Genomic DNA, 18,623 nt, shown 5'->3' with positions numbered 1-18,623 from the left:
GCGGGCTCCTCAGGATGAGGACCGTTGGTACGGCCACGCCCTGCTGCGCCATCTGGAAGCCGCCCCGCTGCCAATCTAGCAATTGCCTCGGTGGGCCAATCTTGCAACTGTCCGGCCCGGATGTTGCTCGGAATGGGCGGCGAGGCACACCGGTCCTCATCCTGAGGAGCTCGCCCACCGGGCGAGCCTCGAAGGACGCACTTGCCATCCAGCGCCGACCTACGCGGCGAACCGTGCCTCGACCTGGATCTCCGCCAGCCGCTCGACCTCGCCATAGGTAACGGCAAGTTCGGTGTCGCGGTCCGTCTTGATCCGCGTGCCCAGCGACGCCAGCAGCGACGCGGTGGTGTAGTTGCGCACGACAAAGATGGCACCGAAGCCGAATTTTTCCTCATAGGCGCCGAGCAACTCCAGCAACCGCTGCTGCTGGTCGGCGGTCATGGCATCGAGGCTGTCCGCGTCTTTCTCATCGGTGACGATCCTTGCCGCCTTGATGCGCGGATCGAGCGGCGTGTAGCCATTCTGCACCTCGAACCTCTCGGCCTCGCTCGCGGCGCGGAACTGGGTGCGCAGCGCAAAGAACAGGCCATATGGGCTGTCGTTGACCGGGGCCAGTTCGCCGTCAAAGGCGCGTTCGGCCAGCAGCGCTCCGTTGCGGAAGCACTGGCCGAATGTCTCGACAAAGTCCGCCCTGTCCATCTTCGACGGAACCAGCTTCGGCTTCACATAGGGGTGTTCCTTGGCCCAGTGACGGGCGATGTCGATGCGGCGCGCGATCCAGACCTTGTCGTGGCTTTGCACGTATTCGATGAAGCGCTTGAGCGCGGCGACACGACCAGCGCGGCCGACGAGGCGGCAATGCAGGCCGATTGAAAACATCTTCGGCCGACCGGCGGCACCTTCGGCATAGAGATAGTCGAACGTGTCCTTGAGATAGGAGAAGAACTGGTCGCCCGAGTTGAAGCCATTGGGCGTACCGAAGCGCATGTCGTTGGCTTCGAGCGTGTAAGGGATAATCAGCTGCTCCTTGCCCTGGTGCTCGCGCCAGTAAGGCAGGTCGTCGTCATAGGTGTCGGAGACGTAGGCGAAGCCGCCCTCCTCGGAGACCAGGTCGACGGTGTTGACCGAGCAACGCCCGGTGTACCAGCCGGTCGGGCGCTCGCCTGTGGCTAGTGTATGCAGACGGATCGCATCCTTGATCTGGGCGCGTTCCTCGTCAGCAGGCATGTCCTTGTGCTCGACCCATTTGTAGCCGTGGCTGGCGATCTCCCAATCGGCCCGCTGCATGGCGCGCAGCTGTTCGGGCGCACGCATCAAGGCAGTGGCGACACCATAGACGGTAACCGGCACGTCGAGGTCGGTGAACAGGCGATGCAGCCGCCAGAAGCCGGCGCGGGCGCCGTATTCATAGACCGACTCCATGTTCCAGTGGCGCAGGCCAGGCCATTGCGCGGCGCCGGGAATCTCCGACAGGAAGGCCTCGCTTGCGGCATCGCCATGCAGGATGTTGTTTTCTCCGCCCTCTTCGTAGTTCAGCACGAACTGCACGGCGACATTGGCGCCGCCCGGCCAGTTGGCGTGGGGCGGGTTCTCGCCGTAGCCGCGCATATCGCGAGGGTATCGCATCAAGGCCTCCTTGGGTGCGCGGCCGCTTCCCGCGCGAATGACTGTGTGTTGACGCCCGACGTCGCGGCAAAAAGCCCGACGCCTCAAATGCTACCTAGTGTAAAAATCGTATCCAATAATTCGGCGAGAAGGCTATGGCAGGCATCTACGCAATGCCTGTGTCAGCCGCGCGACAGGCGCTGTCTGATCCCACGGCACCTCGCGCGTTCCAAACTTCGCCGCCATGGCAAGCACGGAAGCAAATTCTTCGACGGCAACCGGTGGCTGCCGCTTGAGCCAAACCGGGTCGAACACCGGCATGGCGAACTGGCCGGCATGCATCTCGATCCAGACTTTCGCACCAGGCAACAGCGGCCTGATCGCGTCCCAGTCGACAAAGCCTTCGCCGAGCGGCGCGAGGAAGCGGCGGACGCCGTTTTCCTGGAAGCGCATCACCGCATCGTCGACATAGAGCTGGGCGGCATAAGGCGCGACCCGCCGGGCCGCGGCGACGGGATTTTCCAGCCGGCAGAGAACATTGACCGGGTCGAAGGCAACGCCGAGCACATCGCGTCCGACTCGCTCGACAAGTGCGACGATCTCTGATGTCGCGATCTCCTCATGAGTCTTGAGCAGCAACTTCGAGCCATGCCGGCGCAGGGCGGGAGCGCAACGCGAGAGCAATTCAGCTACGCCGTCGAGCTGGGCCTGCCAGCTCACATCGGCCTCGAAGCGGTCCTCGATCATGCCGATGATGAAGAACATGTCGTGGATACCGATACCAGCGGCGAGCTCGACCAGCCTTTCGATGCCGGTCTGCATGTCGCCACCGCCGGCATCGACGATCGGCTGGCTGCGGGCGGGCAGTGCTGGATTGACGATGCCGAGCATCGATGTAATTTCCAGGCCCAGCCCGTCGGCCGCTGCGCGGGCATCCGCCAGTTCCTCAGGATCGAGCGTCGGGCTGATGTCGAACAGCGAGTTGAACAGCAGGCCCTGCAGTCCCAATGTCGCTGCAGCCTGCAGCGCCTCGGCCGGGGTGAGGCTTCGGCCGTCCGGCAATGAACTCTTGATGATGCCGATCATGCTGACGCCTCGCCGGAGAGAATGGTGCGCGGCAGCCATCTGGACGCGTCGGATGGCGACCAGCTTGGCGGGCCAAGTATCTGGATACTATCTTGTATCAAAAACTGCTTGTCAATGGATACAATCGCTGTCATCAGCATCCTACGGAACTGCCGCGCCTCGCGCGTATCGAAGGAGCCTCCCATGACCAAGTCTTATGAAAGCGTCGCCGGCCTTTCAGTCCATCCTGTGCTGCGCGCGTTCGTCGAGCAGGAAGTGCTGCCCAATGCTCGCCTCGAGCCGACGGCGTTCTGGAGCGGCCTCTCGGAGATCATCCGCGACCTCGCGCCCAGGCATCACGAGTTGCTCGCCATACGCGGCGAACTTCAGACGAAGATCAACGGCTGGCATCTGGAGCACAAGGGCCAGCCGCATGACACCGCGGCCTATGAGCAGTTCCTGCGCGACATCGGCTACCTGGTGCCCGCACCTGCCGCCGACGCTTACCAGGTGGCGACCAAGAACGTCGACGCCGAGATCGGCACCATTGCCGGCCCCCAGCTGGTCGTGCCGCTGTCCAATGCCCGCTATGCGCTGAATGCCGCCAATGCGCGCTGGGGTTCGCTCTATGATGCGTTCTACGCCGCCGACGCCATCCCCGCGACCGACGGCGCCGAGAAGGGCCAGGCGTTCAACCCGGCCCGCGCTCGGCTGGTCATCGCCCGCGTCCGCGAATTCCTCGACCAGGCCGTGCCGCTGACCAAGGGCAGCCATGCCAACGCTGTCGGCTATGTCGTCGAGCGCGGCAGGCTGCAGGTGACTTTGGCCGACGGTTCGAAGACCGGGCTCAAATCGGTCGCCCAGTTTGCCGGCTTCACCGGACCGCGCCACGAGCCGAAGAGCGTGCTGCTCGTCAACAATGGCCTGCACTTGGAACTGGTGATCGACCGCGAGCATCAGGTCGGCCAGCTCGACTCCGCAGGCATCGCCGACGTCGTGATCGAAGCGGCGATCTCGATCATCATGGATCTCGAGGACGCGGTTTCGGCAGTCGATGCCGAGGACAAGGTTACGGTCTACCGCAACTGGCAGCGCCTGATGGATGGCAGCCTGAGCTCGGAATTCACCAAGGACGGCAAGACCGTCACCCGCAAGCTGGTCGAAGACCGGGTCTTCACCGCGCCTTGCGGCGGCACGCTTGTGCTGCATGGCCGCTCGACCATGCTGGTGCGCAATGTCGGCCACCACATGTTCACCGACGCCGTGCTCGACGAGGCCGGCAAGCCGGTGCCCGAGGCGATCCTCGACGCAGCCATCACCGTTGCAAGTGCAGCGCAGGACATCCGTGGCGAGAATGCGGTGCGCAACAGCCGCACCGGCTCGGTCTATGTCGTCAAGCCCAAGATGCACGGACCAGACGAGGTCGGCCTCTCCGACCTTCTGTTCAAGCGCATCGAGGAGCTCGTCGGGCTGCCCAAATACACGATGAAGATCGGTGTCATGGACGAGGAGCGCCGCACCTCGGCAAATCTCGCTGCCTGCATGTCCAAGGTCCGCGACCGCACCGTGTTCATCAACACCGGCTTCCTCGATCGCACCGGCGACGAGATCCACACCTCGATGGAAGCCGGCCCGATGCTGCGCAAGGCCGAGATGGCCGATGCCACCTTCCTCAAGGCCTATGAAGCAAACAATGTCGATGTCGGCATTGCCCGCAACCTGCCCGGCCGGGCCCAGATCGGCAAGGGCATGTGGGCGGCACCCGACCAGATGGCCGGCCTGCTCGACAAGAAGATCGCCCATCCACTCGCCGGCGCCAGCACGGCCTGGGTGCCGACGCCGACGGCTGCGGTACTCCACGCCATGCACTATCACCTTGTCGACGTGGCAGCCGTGCAGGACGACCTGCGCGACAGGGAGCACGCCTCGCTCACCGACCTGCTGACCATTCCTTTGGCGACCCGCAGCTACAGCGCCGACGAGATCAAGGCCGAGCTCGAAAACAACCTGCAGGGCCTGCTCGGCTATGTCGTGCGCTGGGTCGGACAGGGCGTCGGCGTCTCGACGGTGCCCAACCTCGACGATGTCAGGCTGATGGAAGACCGCGCCACGCTGCGCATTTCGAGCCAGCATGTCGCCAACTGGCTGCGCCATGGCATCGTCAGCGAGGAGCAGGTGCGCGAGACGATGCGGCGCATGGCGGCCGTCGTCGACCGGCAGAATGCCGGGACCGAAGGCTACAAGCCACTGGCGCCAAACTTCGACAGCCCGGCCTTCAAGGCGGCCGAGGATCTGGTGTTCACTGGCCGGACCCAGCCCAATGGCTACACCGAGCACGTGCTGCATTTCAGGCGCCGCGAGGCAAAGGCGCTTTCGGCCTGAGACTCCCAAGACGGCATCGAAAGGCCCCGCTTGTCGGGGCCTTTCTTTTTGGCGGACCGATCATCGGTTGCGTGCCCCGCCCGGCTGATGGAATGTCGGGCCGAAGCAAATCGGCCGGAGGTGCGTCATGGGCGCCGGGATTCATCACATCACGCTCATCACCCGCAAGGTGCAGGCCAATGTCGACTTCTATGTCGGCTTCCTCGGGCTGCGGCTGGTGAAGCAGACCGGCGGCTACGAGGACGCGACCCAGCTTCACCTGTTTTATGGCGACGGCGCGGCCAATCCGGGTTCGCTGATCACCTTCCTGGTCTGGGAGGACGGCGCCCAGGGGCGTGTCGGCCATGGCCAGCCAAGCGAGGTTGCGCTTGCCATCGATCCGTCAAGCATCGGCTTCTGGCTGACGCGGGCGCTGTCGCATCATATCGAGATATCGGGCCCTTCGGAGGAGTTTGGCGAGCCAACGCTGCGGCTCAAGGATCCCGACGGCGTCATCGTCAAGCTCGTGGGCGTCGGTGGTTTTCCGGAACCTGTCGTCTGGGAACACAGCGACGTACCGGCAAAACAGGCGATCCGCTGCATCCGTGGCGCGACCATCCTCAGCGAAGTGCCCGAACTCACCGAAAGCTTCCTTACGCGCCATTTCGGCTATCGGCCGCAACAAAGCACCGAGTTCATCCGGCGCCTCGTCTCTGATACCGGCGACATCATCGACATCAGGGACGCCAAGGGTTTCTGGACCAGCGCCCCAGGCACCGGCACCATCGACCACATCGCCTTCCGGGCAAAAGACACCAACGAGGTCGAGCGGGTGCATGGCGAACTCGCTTCCAGCAATTCGACCATCACCAATGTGCACGACCGCAAGTATTTCTATTCGCTCTATGTGCGCGAGCCGGGCGGCTCGCTGTTCGAACTGGCCACCGACGGCCCCGGCATGGCGGTGGACGAGGCCCCGTCGGAACTCGGCACACACCTGTTCGTGCCGCCAGACAGGGCCGACAAGATCGACGAGTTGAGGACGATGTTGCCGCAGTTTTCCTGGCCCGGCGAAGAGCGCGTGATCTATCGCGACCTGCCCTTCGTCCATCGCTTCTACACCCCCGAGAATCCCGACGGCACGACGATCGTGCTGCTGCACGGCTCCGGCGGCAACGAGACCTCCCTGTTGCCCTTCGCCGCCAAGGCGGCTCCGCGCGCGACGCTGCTTGCGTTGCGCGGCCGCGCCACCGACGAGGGCACGCCGCGCTGGTTCCGCCGGCTGTCTGCCAACAGGTTCGACCAGGCCGACATCAGGTCGGAGGCCGCGGCACTTGCTGCCTTCATCGACGGGGCCATCGAGGCCTACCGGCTTGACCCGGAAAGGCTTGTCTTCCTCGGCCATTCCAACGGCGCCAACATGCTGGCGGCCACCATGCTGTTGCACCCTGAAGTCATCCGGCGCGCAGCTCTGCTGCGGGCAGCGATGGTGCTGGAGCAGCCGCCGGCAGCCGATCTCTCGGACGCCGAGGTGCTGTTGATCGCGGGCGACGTCGACGTGTTCAGCAATTTCGGCCCCGAACTCGAGGGCCTGCTGCGCGATGCCGGCGCCAAAGTCGACGCCCGCACCATCCCGTCAGGTCACGGGTTCGACGACGCCGACATCGCCGTCCTGCGCGAATGGATCGCCGTTCGAATTACGTCAGCGGCTTGAGCTTGGCCTCGATCGACGCCCGTTTGCCTTCGAGGAAAGGCGGCAGCGACAGGCGCTCGCCGAGGCTCTCCAGCGGCTCGTCGACGGTGAAGCCGGGGCCGTCGGTGGCGATCTCGAACAGGATGCCGTTGGGCTCGCGGAAATAGAGCGAACGGAAGTAGTAGCGCTCGACCTCGCCGCTCGACGGCAACCGAAATTCCTGCAGCCGCGCCGCCCATTGATGGATCTGCTCGACATCCGGCGTGCGGAAAGCGACGTGGTGGACCCCGCCGGCCCCTTGCATGGCCGCCCCGAGTCTGGGTTGGACCGCGACATGCAGCTCGGCGGTCGGGCCACCCTCGCCCATGGCAAAGACATGGACTTGCCCCACGCCGTCGGGCGAAGCGTAGTCGCGCACCTTGTGCATGTTCATGACCTTGATCAGTACCGTCTCGGTGCTTGCCAGGTCGGGCACGCTGATGGTGATCGGGCCGAGGCCCCTGATCTGGTGTTCCACGGGAATCACGCTGGCCATCCAGGGATTGAAACCACCCCGGCCGCCATCGTCGATCAGCCGGAAACGCTGGCCTTCCGGATCTTCGAAATCGATCGCTTTGTGGCCGCCGACGTCGCTGATCTCCGACGTATCGACGCCCTCGGCCTTGAGATGATCGCGCCACCATGACAGCGACGCCTCGTCCGCCACCCTGAGACCGGTACGGGCAATGCTGTGGGTGCCGCGCTGCTCGCGCCCGACCGGCCAGTCGAAAAACGTCAGGTCCGAGCCGGGACTTGCTTTGCCATCGGCGTAAAACAGGTGATAGGCGCTGGTGTCGTCCTGGTTGACCGTCTTCTTGACCAGCCGCAAACCGAGCGTCCGCGTATAAAAGCGCAGGTTGCCGGGCGCGTCGGCGGTAATCGCGGTGAGATGGTGAATACCCGTCAGTTGCAGCGTCATCAGGAGCCTCCTGTTACCGGGAAGCCTAGAGATAGCGCCTTTATGCCGGGGCGGCCAAGCTCAATATTGCTCGCGCGGCAAGTGGACGACGAGGCCGTCGAGCGCTTGCGACATCTTGAGCTGGCAGGTCAGGCGGCTGCGCTCGGTCGGGTTCATCAGGCACTCGATCATGCCCTGCTCGGAATCGTCGGGCGCAGGCAGCCGCTCGGTCCAGCTCTCGTCAACGTAGCAATGGCAGGTGCCGCAGGCACAGGAGCCGCCGCATTCGGCGAGAATCTGGTCAATGCCGTTGGCCACGGCCACTGACATGACACTCTGGCCTTCGCTGGCGGTGAGCTGTCTGGCCAGACCGTCGGCGTCGACGAAGGTTACGCTGTACATGGAAGTCTCCTTGATCAGGTCGGCGTCAGCGTCAGGCGCAGCGCCTTGGGGCCGCGCACGGACAGGCCGGGCTTGTAGTGCGGCTCGGCTTCCGCGAGCGTGATCGACTTCAGCCGCTTGATCAGCGTCGTGAAGATCACCTCCATGTCGAGGCGCGCCAGATGGTTGCCGAGGCAGAAATGGGCGCCGCCGCCAAAGGCGAGGTGCCGGTTGGGGTTACGACCGACATCGAAGCTGCCAGCATCGTCGCCGAAGGCCGCGGGGTCGCGGTTGGCAGCGCCATAGAGCAAGCCGAACTTGGTGCCGCGCGCAAACGCCTTGCCGCCGACCACGCAATCGGTGGTCGCGTAGCGATGGAAGAAGGGCAGCGGTGACTCAAAGCGGAACATCTCCTGGATCGCCGTGTGGATCAGTCCCTGGTCCTGGCGCAGGCGCTGCATCTGATCGGGAAAGCGCAGCAGCGCATGCATGCCCGACCCCAGCACATCGATGGTCGAACCGTGCCCGGCCATCAGGATCAGCATGCAGGTCGAGACCAGTTCGTCCTCGTTGAGGTGGCCGGCATCCTGCGCCGCGATCAGTCGGGTGATCAGGTCTTCCTGCGGGGCCGCGCGGCGCTCGGCCATCAAACTGAGCAGATAGTGGTAGAATTCGGTCGTCGCCTTCTCGGCGGTCGCCTTGCGCTCGTCGTTGCGGTCGATGTCGAAGAACTTGACGACGTTTTCCGACCAGACGCGCAGCTGCGGGCAATCCTCGTCCGGCACGCCGAGCACGCGGCCGATGATGTGGCCCGGCACCTGGGCGGCGAGGTCCTCGACGAAATCGATCTCGCCCTTGTCGATCAGGCCATCGACAAGCTTGTCGACGAAGCTCTGGATCATGCCACGCTGGCGGGCGATGAAGGCGGGGGTGAACTCGCGGAACACCTGCTTGCGGAGCCGGTCGTGCACCTCGCCGTCGCTGTCGAGCATGGAGAACTGCACGAAGCGGGAATGGTGCGGCATGTCGTGCCAGTTCTGGGCGCGCTTTTCGGCCTCGATCTCCTCATGCGACATGAAGAACTCCGGCGAACGCACCATGGAATTGTCGCGGGCGATGCCGGCGACATCGTCGAAGCGGGCGACCAGCCACATGCCGAAATCGGGGAAGAACTGTGGCTCGCCCTTGTCGCGCAGCGCCGCATAGGCGGGGTAGGGGTTCTGGGCGAAGGTTGCCGACAAAGGTTCGAATGCCGTGCCGTGTTCGCTTGCCTTTGGGGTAGCGGTCGCCATCTGGTCGCTCCGATGGATATGGATCGCCGCCAAAACGCGGCAGCCTCCGCTAGGCTAGCGCCTGTGGCGCCGATATGAATGCACCGAAATCGCGCCTTGATGGATAAAACTCGCATCACGATCCGAGTGCGGCTACAACGCTGGCAACGGATTATCTGAACGGCCTGTGCAAAAATGACCGAAACCCACCGCGACGAGATCCTGTTCCACACGCCGGGGCGGCATGCGGAGGCTTATCCCTACAAGATCCTGGTCGCCGGGCGCACGCGCTTCACCGCCAGGGATGGGCTGGTGACGCGGCGCTTCCACCACCACACGCTGATCCTGACGATTTCCGGCCGCGGGTTGATCGAGGTCGCCGGCCAGCGTTTCGCCGCTGGCGCCGGCAGCGTCGTCTGGCTCGACACGGCGATGCAATATGCCCATGGCTGCCACGCGGACGCCGACCACTGGCTTTATCTCTGGATGAGCATCGACGGCCACGGGCTCGACGCCGTGTTCGCCTTCCTGCGCGTCGGCCAGTCGCCGGTCTTCGCCGGGTCGGGCGGAGCCGAGCCACTTTTCGAACAGGCACTCGACATGCTGGGCCATCGCAGCCAGACCACCGACGCGCTGTCGAGCACCGTCGTCAGCCAGGCGATTGCGCTTCTGGTCGCCGAGCGTGGCGAGCAGGAAGAAGACAGCGGCGAGCGCATCCAGCGGCTGATGCGGGCACTCAGGGCCGACATCGCCCGCAACTGGCAGATCGAGGACATGGCAGATATCTCCAGCCTCAGCGCCTCGCAGCTGCACCGCCAGTTCCGGCAGAAGACCGGCACCACGCCGATGGACTGGATGCGCCACGAACGCATGAACCTCGCCAAGCGGCTGCTGACGGAGTCGGACGCCAAGATATCGGCGGTAGCGCTGAGCTGTGGTTATGGCGATCCCTATCATTTCAGCCGCGACTTCCGCCGCATCGCCGGTCAGTCGCCGAGCGAATTCAGGCGCGCGCAAGGACAATAGATCGCCGTCTTTCGCGACGGCAAACCCTGGCCTATCTGCCGCCCGTCGACAGGCTCCGCCAATTCGGGCACGCTGACGTACCCAGGGAACGCCAGAGCACGAGCACAGCGACATGACATCCAGGCCAGAGGTCTATGAATTCAATGCGGCGATCGTGCGCGAGCCGGCGCGGTCTGTGGTCAACGGCCTGCGCGCCGACGATCGCGGCAACCCGACCTTTGACGGCGTGAAGGCCGAGCACACCGCATATATCGCCGCCGTGCGCGCGGCGGGCGTCGAGGTGACCGTGCTGCCGGCGCTGGAAAGCTTTCCGGATTCGATCTTCGTCGAGGACCCTGCGCTCGTCTTCCCCGAGGGTGCGATCCTGCTCCGGCCCGGCGCCGAGACCCGGGTCAGGGAAACCGCCGAGATCGCACCGACACTTAAGGCGATGTTCGGCACCGTGCTCGACCTGCCCTCGCCCGGCTTCGCCGACGGTGGCGACGTGCTGACGGCGCCCAAAAGCGTGATGATCGGCCTGTCGGCCCGCACCGACCGCGCCGGCGCCGAGGGCCTCATTACCAGCCTCGACCGGCTCGGGCGCAAGGGCGAGATCGTGCAGACGCCCGAGGGCGTGCTGCATTTCAAGAGCGATTGCTCGCTACTGGACAGCGAGACGATGCTGTCGACAAAACGGCTCGCGCGCTCGGGCGTGTTCAAGGATTTTCGCGAGGTGCTCATCCCTGAAGGCGAAGAGCCCGCCGCCAACGCGCTGCGCGTCAACGACGTGGTGATGGTCGGTGCCGATTACCCACGCACCATCGAGATGCTCGACCGGCTCGGCTACAAGGTAGTGGCGCTCAAGACGACCGAGATCGGCAAGATCGACGCCGGCCTGTCCTGCATGTCGCTGCGCTGGCATCGCCGGGCCAACTGAGCGGGTCTCTGGCGTCGCGGCGGGTGCCATGATCCTCGCCGTGATTTTTATATATGCACAGACATGCATCTGAAGCATCGGCAAGTGTTGGCCGACACTTGCCTCTCCTCTTATTTTTCCTTCGCAGGACGTGACTGCTCCCCGGGCGATTGACAGGTCCATGCATTTTCATGAATATGCATTTTCATAGATATGCAGCTCGACGCCCGGGAGCCTGGCGGCCCAGAGGGGCGTCGAGCCATGGTGGCGCAGTCTGGCCACGCCTGGGAGGGTCGATATGGCGGAACGGTCTTTTGCGCGCGAGGTCGAGGACCTCAAGCTTGGCGAGGGCGATCTTTTTCGTGGCGAGGGAATCCTCGCCATCACCAAGGCGCTGCTGCAGTCGGGCGTGTCCTATGTCGGCGGTTATCAGGGCTCGCCGATCTCGCATCTGATGGACGTTCTCGCCGACGCCAAGCCGGTGCTCGATGAACTCGGCGTGCATTTCGAATCTTCCGCTTCGGAAGCCGCTGCCGCCGCCATGCTCTCGGCTTCCGTGATGTATCCGCTGCGCGGCGCGGTGACCTGGAAATCGACCGCCGGCACCAATGTCGCCAGCGATGCGCTGACCAACCTGGCGTCGAGCGGCGTCAAGGGCGGCGCCCTGATCATCCTCGGTGAGGACTATGGCGAGGGCTCGTCGATCCCGCAGGAGCGCAGCCATGCTTTCGCGATGAAATCGCAGATGTGGCTGCTCGACCCGCGCCCCAATCTCGAATCGATCGTCAAGTCGGTCGAGGACGGCTTCGAATTGTCGGAGGCCTCCAACACGCCTGTGATGATGCAGGTGCGCATCCGCGCCTGCCACGTGCATGGCCAGTTCATCGCCAAGGACAACAAGCGCCCGGCCTTCACCATCAAGGAGGCACTGGAAAACCCGGTGCGCGACCTCGACCGCATCGTGCTGCCGCCGGTTTCGATCACCGTGCATGACCGCGAGAAGATCGAAAAGCGCTGGCCGGCGGCGATCGAGTTCATCAAGAGCCGCAAGCTGAACGAATGGTTCGGTCCCGACGAGGGCGACGTCGGCATCATCCTGCAAGGCGGCATGTACAATTCGGTCATGCGCGGCCTGCAGCTTCTGGGCCTCGCCGATTCCTACGGCAATTCGGTCATTCCGCTCTATGTGCTCAACGTCACCTATCCGCTGATCGACGACGAGGTGACGGCATTCTGCGCCGGCAAGCGCGCCGTGCTGATGGTCGAGGAGGGCCACCCCGACTATCTCGAGCAGGCGGTCAACTCCATCCTGCGCCGGCGTGACATCAACACCAGGCTCGCCGGCAAGGGTATCCTGCCGATCCGGGGCGACTACACTGCCGCCGTCCTGATGAACGGCATCCAGGCGTTCCTCGAAGAACACGCAGTGGCCCTGCTCGGCAACCGTCCGCCGCTGCCGAGCGCCGATGCGGTGCTCGCCGATCCGAAGGTCAAGGCGCTCAATGCCGTCGTGCCCGCCCGCCCAGCCGGCTTCTGCACCGGCTGCCCGGAACGGCCGATCTTCGCCGCCATGAAGCTCGTCGAGCAGGAACTCGGCGAACATCACGTCTCTGCCGATATCGGCTGCCACCTTTTTTCCATCCTGCCGCCCTTCAACATCGGCGGCTCGACCATGGGCTATGGTCTCGGGCCGGCGTCCGCGTCGGCCTTCAACGTCGACGCCGGCAAGCGCGCGATCTCGGTGATGGGCGACGGCGGCTTCTGGCACAACGGGCTCACCACCTCGGTCGGCAACGCCGTCTACAACAAGCATGACGGCGTCATCATGGTCGTCGACAACTACTACTCGTCGGCGACCGGCGGGCAGGACATCCTGTCGTCGCGCGCCGACAATCCGGATCGTTCGACCAACAATTCGATCGTCAACGCCGTCAAGGGCATTGGCGCCAAATGGGTGCGCCAGATCGACCACACCTATGACGTGGCGAAGATGCGCGACACGCTGAAGGAAGCGCTGACCTCGAAGGAGGAAGGCCCCAAGATCATCGTCGCCTCCTCCGAATGCATGCTCAACCGCCAGCGCCGCGAAAAGCCCCTGTTCTCCAAGGCGGTGAAATCCGGCCAGCGCATGGTGCGCGAACGCTTCGGCGTCGACGAGGACACCTGCACCGGCGACCATGCCTGCATCCGCCTGTCCGGTTGCCCGTCGCTGTCGCTGAAACACACCGACGATCCGCTGCGCGACGACCCGGTGGTGGCGATCGACAACACTTGCGTTGGCTGCGGCAATTGCGGTGAGGTCTCGGAAGCGGCGGTGCTGTGCCCGTCCTTCTACCGCGCCGACATCATCTACAACCCGACCCGGCGCGACCGCTTCGCAGCGAAACTGCGCAACGCCGTCATCGGCTTCCTGCAGCGCCGCCGCGAAGCCCGGCGCGTGGTGTTCGGGTGAACGACATGAGCAGGCCAATGACCCAGATATCCGTCGACGAAAAGCCGATCTCGATCGCCATCCTTGCCATGGGCGGCCAGGGCGGCGGCGTGCTCGCCGACTGGGTGGTGGCGCTCGCCGAGGCCGAAGGCTGGGTGGCGCAGTCGACCTCGGTGCCGGGCGTCGCCCAGCGCACCGGCGCCACGATCTATTACGTCGAAATGCTCAAGCCCAAGGGCGGCCAGATGCCGGTGCTGTCGCTGATGCCGACGCCCGGCGACGTCGATGTCGTGCTGGCAGCGGAGTTCATGGAAGCCGGCCGCTCGATGCTGCGCGGGCTGGTGACGCCGGACAGGACGACGCTCATAGCTTCGACCCATCGCTCCTATGCCGTGGGCGAAAAGGAAGTGCCGGGCGACGGCACGGGCGACCCGCTCGCCGTCGTCGACGCCTTCGGTGTCGCGGCCAGGAAGACGATCATCTTCGACATGCAGACGCTGGCCGAGAAGAATGGCAGCGTCATCTCTTCCGCAATGTTCGGTGCACTTGCGGGCGCCAATGTTCTGCCCTTCACGCGCGACGCCTTCGAGGCCGCCGTGCGAGCCGGCGGCAAGGGCGTCGAGGCCAGTTTGCGGGCCTTTGGCGCCGCCTTCGACCGCGCTCGCGACGGCAAGCCTGACAAAGTGGCCAGGAAGCCTGAAAAGCTGCTGCCGGACGCACCCCTCTCCGTCGGCCACCCGAAGCTCGATCGGCTGCTCGACCGCATCCACTCCGAGTTCCCGCCCGTGCTGGCGCCGATGCTCTATGCTGGTGCAAAGAGGCTCGTCGACTTCCAGGACCCGCGATACGCCGAGGAGTATCTCGACACCGCCTCGCGCCTGCTAACCCTCGACCGCGATGCCGGCGGCGAAGCCAGAGGCTTTGCCTTCAGCCAGGAGATCGCCAAATATCTCGCGGTTGCCATGGCCTATGACGACGTCGTGCGGGTCGCCGACCTCAAGACCCGCTCGACGCGCTTTGAACGCGTCCGCAAGGAGATCGGCGCCACCGGCGAGCAGCTCGTCTACACCACCGAATACATGCATCCGCGCGCCGAGGAGGTTGTCGGCACCATGCCGGCATTGCTAGGCCAGTTCATCGAGAACCGCCCGGCGCTGCTCAAGCTGCTCGAACGCCTGTTCAGCAAGGGCCGGCGCGTGCGCACCGGCACCGTCGGCTGGTTTGTGGCGCTCTATGCGCTCTCCAGCCTGAAGCCGATGCGCCGCACCATGCTGCGTCACAAGCGCGAGATGGCGCATATCAAGAATTGGCTGGATACGGCCACCGCCATGCTGCCTGCCAACTATGATTTGGCTGCCGCAGTGATCGGCAGCCGCCGGCTGGTGAAAGGCTATTCCGACACGCACAGCCGCGGCCAGGGCAAGTTCGACAAGGTGCTTTCGGCCGTGCCCCTGCTCAAGGGGCGCGAGGATGGCGGGACCTGGCTCAAGCGCCTCGTCCAGGCAGCACTGCAGGACGAAGCCGGCAAGTCGCTCGACGGCGCATTGGCGACGGTCCGAAGCTTTAGCTGAGAAGCCTAGGCCTCGGCGTCGGTCTTTGCGTCGCTGGGCTTGGCCGCAACTTCATCGACGCTGAACTTGTCCATGTTGCGCAGGACCTTGTGCAGCGTGACGATGAAGGCATCGTATTCGTCGGGCTCGATGCCTTCGAACAGCTGCGAGAAGATGCCGAACAGCACCGGCCAGAACTGCTGGAAGACATCGCGGCCGGCGTCGGTGATGTGCACTTCGCGTACGCGCATGTCGTCGGCGCGCGACTGGCGGCGGACAAAGCCCTGCTCTTCCAGCGCATCGAGCGTGCGGCTCATCGTCGACTGCTCGACAACCGCAAGGAACGACAGCTCATTGACCGTCAGCCCGGGCGAGATCGTCAAAAGCGCGATGGCCCGCATCTTCGGCGTGGTCAGGTCGAGCGGGCGCAACAACTCCTGCAGATTGGCGTTATAGCTCGCCGACAGCCGGTTGATGAGGTGCGGCGCGAAGCGGTTGAGCCCGATTTCGCCAAGGCTGGGCAGGCGGTTGCCGTCGCCGGCTTCCCTGAGAGACCCGAGGAAGTATTTCGTGACCATTGTTACCTGTTTGGCTCGATGGAGTTCGACGCTGTTCGAATTGCCATGAAGCCGATTATCCGACAACCGTCCATAGCATTGCACGAAAAGGCCGGGCGCCAGAAGGCAACCCGGCCCTACGCCGCGACGGCTGGTACCCACCCGTCTTGCGGCGACGGCGGCGGTGGGAGCCGCCGCAGTCCTCAAGGTGCTCGATCAGGCGCGCGGCGCGAGCGCGAAGGCACGTACCGGGCTGCCGGTGCCACCGACGATCTTGAGCGGGGCGACGACCAGCACGGCACCGGTGGCCGGCAGCTTGTCGAGGTTGCACAGGCTGGCGAGGCCGTAGCTGCCGACTTCAAGCAGGAGGCTGTGGGTGGGGAACGGCGGATCCATCGCGACCGCGCTGCCGGCATCGGTGCCGACGCATTCGTTGCCGAAGCCGAGCACGCCGCGCTCGACCAGCAGGCGAACGCAATCGACGCTTGGTCCAGGCGTGTGCGGGCCATTTTCGTCGGCATTCAGGAAGGCTTCGGTCGAGGTGTTACGCGGATACCAGTCCGAGCGCATCAGCACCCAGGCGCCCCGCGGAATCTGGCCGTGCACTGCCTCCCATGCCTTCACGCCATCGGCGGTCAGCAGGTAATCCGGATTGGCCGCAACTTCCTTGGAGCAGTCGATGACCACGCAAGGCGCGACAAAGGACTGCGGCGACACGGTATCCGTCGTGCCCTGGGCGACATCCTTGCCGGAAATCCAGTGCGCCGGGGCATCAAAATGCGTACCGGTGTGCTCGCCCAGTTCCATCCAGCCCCATGCCCACCACGGGCCGTTGGCGTCGTAGCGCGAGATCTCGTGCATCTTGAACTTCGGCGTGTTCTTGGCGAAATCCGGCGGCAGGTACAGAACCGGCGTATCAGGCCCCAGCGGCGCGGTAAGGTCGACGATCTGGACCGCACCCGTGGCGATTGCCGACGCGAAATCCGCCAGCGTCTGGTTGGCTGTCATCTTGGCTCTCCTCCTCTTTGCCCGGTCCGGAAGGCCAGGTTTGCTTCAGCCTAATCAAGTCATATGCATTTGCAAATATTATTTTCGCGAGAATGCCAACGGCACCGGTATCCTTGAAGCTCGAATATCCCCGCATGCATGGTTCTGGTCGGTTTTGGCTGGCCAAGGGGCAGCTATGGCGATGCCAGCGGGCCAAGCTCAGCCCCAGCCAACCATCGCATAGTAACTTCTTTCAGCCCGCCAGGCAGGTGAAAACCTCCCGATCCGGAGCAAATTCGACAAGAATCCGAATTCCGGAGACTGCAATTTCACGCCGCCACCGACAGCTACGCAAGGCGTCGCTAAATCACCCAACCATCTGACTAAAAACATTTATTTCTCTTCTATACCCGCCAACCCCCCGAAATTTCGCGCCTTTCGACCTCGCTTTACAACCGAAAAATTTTGTGCGCTTATGATCAAATGATGGAGATAAGGAACCACCATCCCGCGACGACTTGACCAACGGGCACCAAGGCCTGAGACGAGCAAGCGGCCGCCATCATCCAAACAAGGGGAACGAACTGTGATGAACAAAACCAAGGGCCTGATGCTGGCCAGCCTGCTCGCGGCCACCGCATTTTCCACCTCGTCGGCAATGGCCGAGGACGCCGCATGCCCGGTCAAGATCGGCGGCGTGCTGTCACTGACCGGCTCGATGGGTGCCGTCGGCAAGAACATCGCCAGCAGCGCGCAACTCGCCATCGCAAACATCAATGAGGGCGGCGGCGTCAAGGGCTGCCAGGTCGAATTCGTGCTGCGCGACGATCAGGGCCAGCCCAATGTCGGCGTCGACGCGGCCAAGTTTCTCGTCGATGTCGAGGGAGTCAAGGCGCTGACGGCCAGCATCGGCAGTGGCGTCACCATCCCGATCCTGACCTCGGTGACCGCCCCTTCGCAAATTCCGCAGATCGCCTGCTGCGCCTCCGCCCCCGTTCTCACCACGCTCGCGCAGGAAGGCAAGACCGGCGGCTTCTTCTTCCGCACACAGCCAACGGTCAAGAACCTCGCCTATCCGCCGGCCAAGATCGCCGCCGAGCGCGGCTTCAAGCGCATCGCGGTCATCTACCTCAACAACGACTACGGCACGAGCCTGGAGAAGGATTTCAGGAAGGCGACGGAGAAGCTTGGCGGCGAAGTCGTGAAATCCGTTGCCTTCAACGAGAACCAGGCTTCCTATCGCGCCGAGGTTTCGGCCGCTCTCGCGGAAAAGCCTGACGCGATGTTCCTCGTCGCCTTCCCGCAGGACGGCGCGACCATCACCCGCGAGTGGATTTCGCTCGGCGGAACGCAGGACCTGATCCTCAACAACGCGCTGCGCAGCCCCGACTTCGTCAAGGCTGTGGGCGCCAAGTACCTGACCAAGGCCTTCGGCACCGACAACGCGTCGGTAGCCGGTCCCGAGATCGAAGCCTTCAAGCAGGCTTTCAACGCCGCCTACGGGATCAGCTCAGACGGCCCCGGCATCTACAGCGAATACGACGCCGTCATGATCCTCGGCCTCGCCATGAACATCGCACCCGACCTTTCCGGCGCCTCCATCCGCGACGCGGTCCGCAAGACGCAGGCCGCCGAGGGCGAAGTTATCGGCACTGGTCCGGCCGAGTTCAAGAAGGCGCTCGAGCTGATCAAGGCCGGCAAGCCGATCAAGTTCGTCGGCTCGCTCGGCGAGATTGAATTCGATGCTTATGGCGACATCAGCGGTCCAGCCCTGTCCTGGCATATCCAGGGCGACGAACTGATCATCGACAAGACCTATTCGAACGAGGATATGAAGAAGCTGTTCGCGGAAATCGAGGGCTGA

Annotated in this window: 14 protein-coding genes; 7 read left to right on the top strand and 7 right to left on the bottom strand. The window is 64.2% G+C overall.

The features are described from left to right. Nucleotides 1-219: 219 nt before the first annotated feature. Complete coding sequence (gene puuE / locus J1C56_RS27170) at nt 220-1,626, bottom strand: allantoinase PuuE (RefSeq protein ID WP_214393116.1); 1,407 nt, start codon at nt 1,624-1,626, stop codon at nt 220-222. 132 nt (nt 1,627-1,758) lie between these two features. Beyond that, on the bottom strand, nt 1,759-2,691 hold the full coding sequence (locus tag J1C56_RS27165; protein ID WP_214393115.1) for a sugar phosphate isomerase/epimerase family protein: 933 nt from the start codon (nt 2,689-2,691) through the stop codon (nt 1,759-1,761). 183 nt (nt 2,692-2,874) lie between these two features. Here J1C56_RS27165 and J1C56_RS27160 point away from each other — a divergent pair, with 183 nt between their 5' ends. Both J1C56_RS27160 and J1C56_RS27155 read left to right on the top strand, forming a co-directional pair. Then, nucleotides 2,875-5,052 carry a malate synthase G gene (locus J1C56_RS27160; protein WP_214393114.1) on the top strand — a complete coding sequence of 726 codons (2,178 nt, stop codon included), beginning with the start codon at nt 2,875-2,877 and terminating at the stop codon, nt 5,050-5,052. 127 nt (nt 5,053-5,179) lie between these two features. Then, nucleotides 5,180-6,745: a VOC family protein gene (locus J1C56_RS27155; RefSeq protein ID WP_214393113.1), complete on the top strand. Its 1,566-nt coding sequence runs from the start codon at nt 5,180-5,182 to the stop codon at nt 6,743-6,745. On the opposite strand, the gene J1C56_RS27150 is transcribed toward J1C56_RS27155, so the two are convergent. The 3 genes from J1C56_RS27150 to J1C56_RS27140 are packed head-to-tail and all read right to left on the bottom strand — an operon-like array spanning nt 6,729 to nt 9,334. Then, nucleotides 6,729-7,682: a ring-cleaving dioxygenase gene (locus J1C56_RS27150; protein WP_214393112.1), complete on the bottom strand. Its 954-nt coding sequence runs from the start codon at nt 7,680-7,682 to the stop codon at nt 6,729-6,731. The genes J1C56_RS27155 and J1C56_RS27150 overlap by 17 nt on opposite strands. A gap of 60 nt (nt 7,683-7,742) precedes the next feature. After that, nucleotides 7,743-8,063, bottom strand: a complete 321-nt coding sequence (locus J1C56_RS27145; RefSeq protein ID WP_214393111.1) for a 2Fe-2S iron-sulfur cluster-binding protein — start codon at nt 8,061-8,063, stop codon at nt 7,743-7,745. A 14-nt stretch (nt 8,064-8,077) separates the two neighbouring features. Then, complete coding sequence (locus J1C56_RS27140; RefSeq protein WP_214393110.1) at nt 8,078-9,334, bottom strand: cytochrome P450; 1,257 nt, start codon at nt 9,332-9,334, stop codon at nt 8,078-8,080. 174 nt (nt 9,335-9,508) lie between these two features. Here J1C56_RS27140 and J1C56_RS27135 point away from each other — a divergent pair, with 174 nt between their 5' ends. The 4 genes from J1C56_RS27135 to J1C56_RS27120 all read left to right on the top strand — a co-directional run bounded on the left by J1C56_RS27135 (nt 9,509) and on the right by J1C56_RS27120 (nt 15,236). Continuing rightward, entirely contained in the window at nt 9,509-10,339 is an 831-nt protein-coding gene (locus J1C56_RS27135; protein ID WP_214393109.1) for a helix-turn-helix transcriptional regulator, read from the top strand. A gap of 112 nt (nt 10,340-10,451) precedes the next feature. Continuing rightward, nucleotides 10,452-11,255: an arginine deiminase family protein gene (locus J1C56_RS27130; RefSeq protein ID WP_214393108.1), complete on the top strand. Its 804-nt coding sequence runs from the start codon at nt 10,452-10,454 to the stop codon at nt 11,253-11,255. Between the two features lie 277 nt (nt 11,256-11,532). Then, complete coding sequence (locus J1C56_RS27125) at nt 11,533-13,686, top strand: indolepyruvate ferredoxin oxidoreductase subunit alpha (protein ID WP_214393107.1); 2,154 nt, start codon at nt 11,533-11,535, stop codon at nt 13,684-13,686. A 17-nt stretch (nt 13,687-13,703) separates the two neighbouring features. After that, nucleotides 13,704-15,236 (top strand): indolepyruvate oxidoreductase subunit beta family protein, encoded by a 1,533-nt coding sequence (locus J1C56_RS27120; protein ID WP_246591990.1) that lies wholly within the window; start codon nt 13,704-13,706, stop codon nt 15,234-15,236. 5 nt (nt 15,237-15,241) lie between these two features. Here J1C56_RS27120 and J1C56_RS27115 read toward each other — a convergent pair whose 3' ends face one another. After that, entirely contained in the window at nt 15,242-15,793 is a 552-nt protein-coding gene (locus J1C56_RS27115; protein WP_214393105.1) for a MarR family winged helix-turn-helix transcriptional regulator, read from the bottom strand. 195 nt (nt 15,794-15,988) lie between these two features. Then, nucleotides 15,989-16,780 (bottom strand): cyclase family protein, encoded by a 792-nt coding sequence (locus tag J1C56_RS27110; RefSeq protein ID WP_214393104.1) that lies wholly within the window; start codon nt 16,778-16,780, stop codon nt 15,989-15,991. A 568-nt stretch (nt 16,781-17,348) separates the two neighbouring features. Here J1C56_RS27110 and J1C56_RS27105 point away from each other — a divergent pair. Then, complete coding sequence (locus J1C56_RS27105) at nt 17,349-18,623, top strand: ABC transporter substrate-binding protein (RefSeq protein ID WP_214393103.1); 1,275 nt, start codon at nt 17,349-17,351, stop codon at nt 18,621-18,623.

The sequence above is a fragment of the Aminobacter anthyllidis genome, assembly GCF_018555685.1.
Lineage (GTDB): Bacteria > Pseudomonadota > Alphaproteobacteria > Rhizobiales > Rhizobiaceae > Aminobacter > Aminobacter anthyllidis.
Note: the sequence above shows the minus strand (reverse complement) of the source record. Positions and strands in the feature narration are given on the sequence as shown.

Coding starts and splice junctions, on each gene's coding strand:
- puuE (WP_214393116.1), bottom strand. CDS start 1,626: ATGCGATACCCTCGCGATATGCGCGGCTACGGCGAGAACCCGCCCCAC.
- J1C56_RS27165 (WP_214393115.1), bottom strand. CDS start 2,691: ATGATCGGCATCATCAAGAGTTCATTGCCGGACGGCCGAAGCCTCACC.
- J1C56_RS27160 (WP_214393114.1), top strand. CDS start 2,875: ATGACCAAGTCTTATGAAAGCGTCGCCGGCCTTTCAGTCCATCCTGTG.
- J1C56_RS27155 (WP_214393113.1), top strand. CDS start 5,180: ATGGGCGCCGGGATTCATCACATCACGCTCATCACCCGCAAGGTGCAG.
- J1C56_RS27150 (WP_214393112.1), bottom strand. CDS start 7,682: ATGACGCTGCAACTGACGGGTATTCACCATCTCACCGCGATTACCGCC.
- J1C56_RS27145 (WP_214393111.1), bottom strand. CDS start 8,063: ATGTACAGCGTAACCTTCGTCGACGCCGACGGTCTGGCCAGACAGCTC.
- J1C56_RS27140 (WP_214393110.1), bottom strand. CDS start 9,334: ATGGCGACCGCTACCCCAAAGGCAAGCGAACACGGCACGGCATTCGAA.
- J1C56_RS27135 (WP_214393109.1), top strand. CDS start 9,509: ATGACCGAAACCCACCGCGACGAGATCCTGTTCCACACGCCGGGGCGG.
- J1C56_RS27130 (WP_214393108.1), top strand. CDS start 10,452: ATGACATCCAGGCCAGAGGTCTATGAATTCAATGCGGCGATCGTGCGC.
- J1C56_RS27125 (WP_214393107.1), top strand. CDS start 11,533: ATGGCGGAACGGTCTTTTGCGCGCGAGGTCGAGGACCTCAAGCTTGGC.
- J1C56_RS27120 (WP_246591990.1), top strand. CDS start 13,704: ATGACCCAGATATCCGTCGACGAAAAGCCGATCTCGATCGCCATCCTT.
- J1C56_RS27115 (WP_214393105.1), bottom strand. CDS start 15,793: ATGGTCACGAAATACTTCCTCGGGTCTCTCAGGGAAGCCGGCGACGGC.
- J1C56_RS27110 (WP_214393104.1), bottom strand. CDS start 16,780: ATGACAGCCAACCAGACGCTGGCGGATTTCGCGTCGGCAATCGCCACG.
- J1C56_RS27105 (WP_214393103.1), top strand. CDS start 17,349: ATGAACAAAACCAAGGGCCTGATGCTGGCCAGCCTGCTCGCGGCCACC.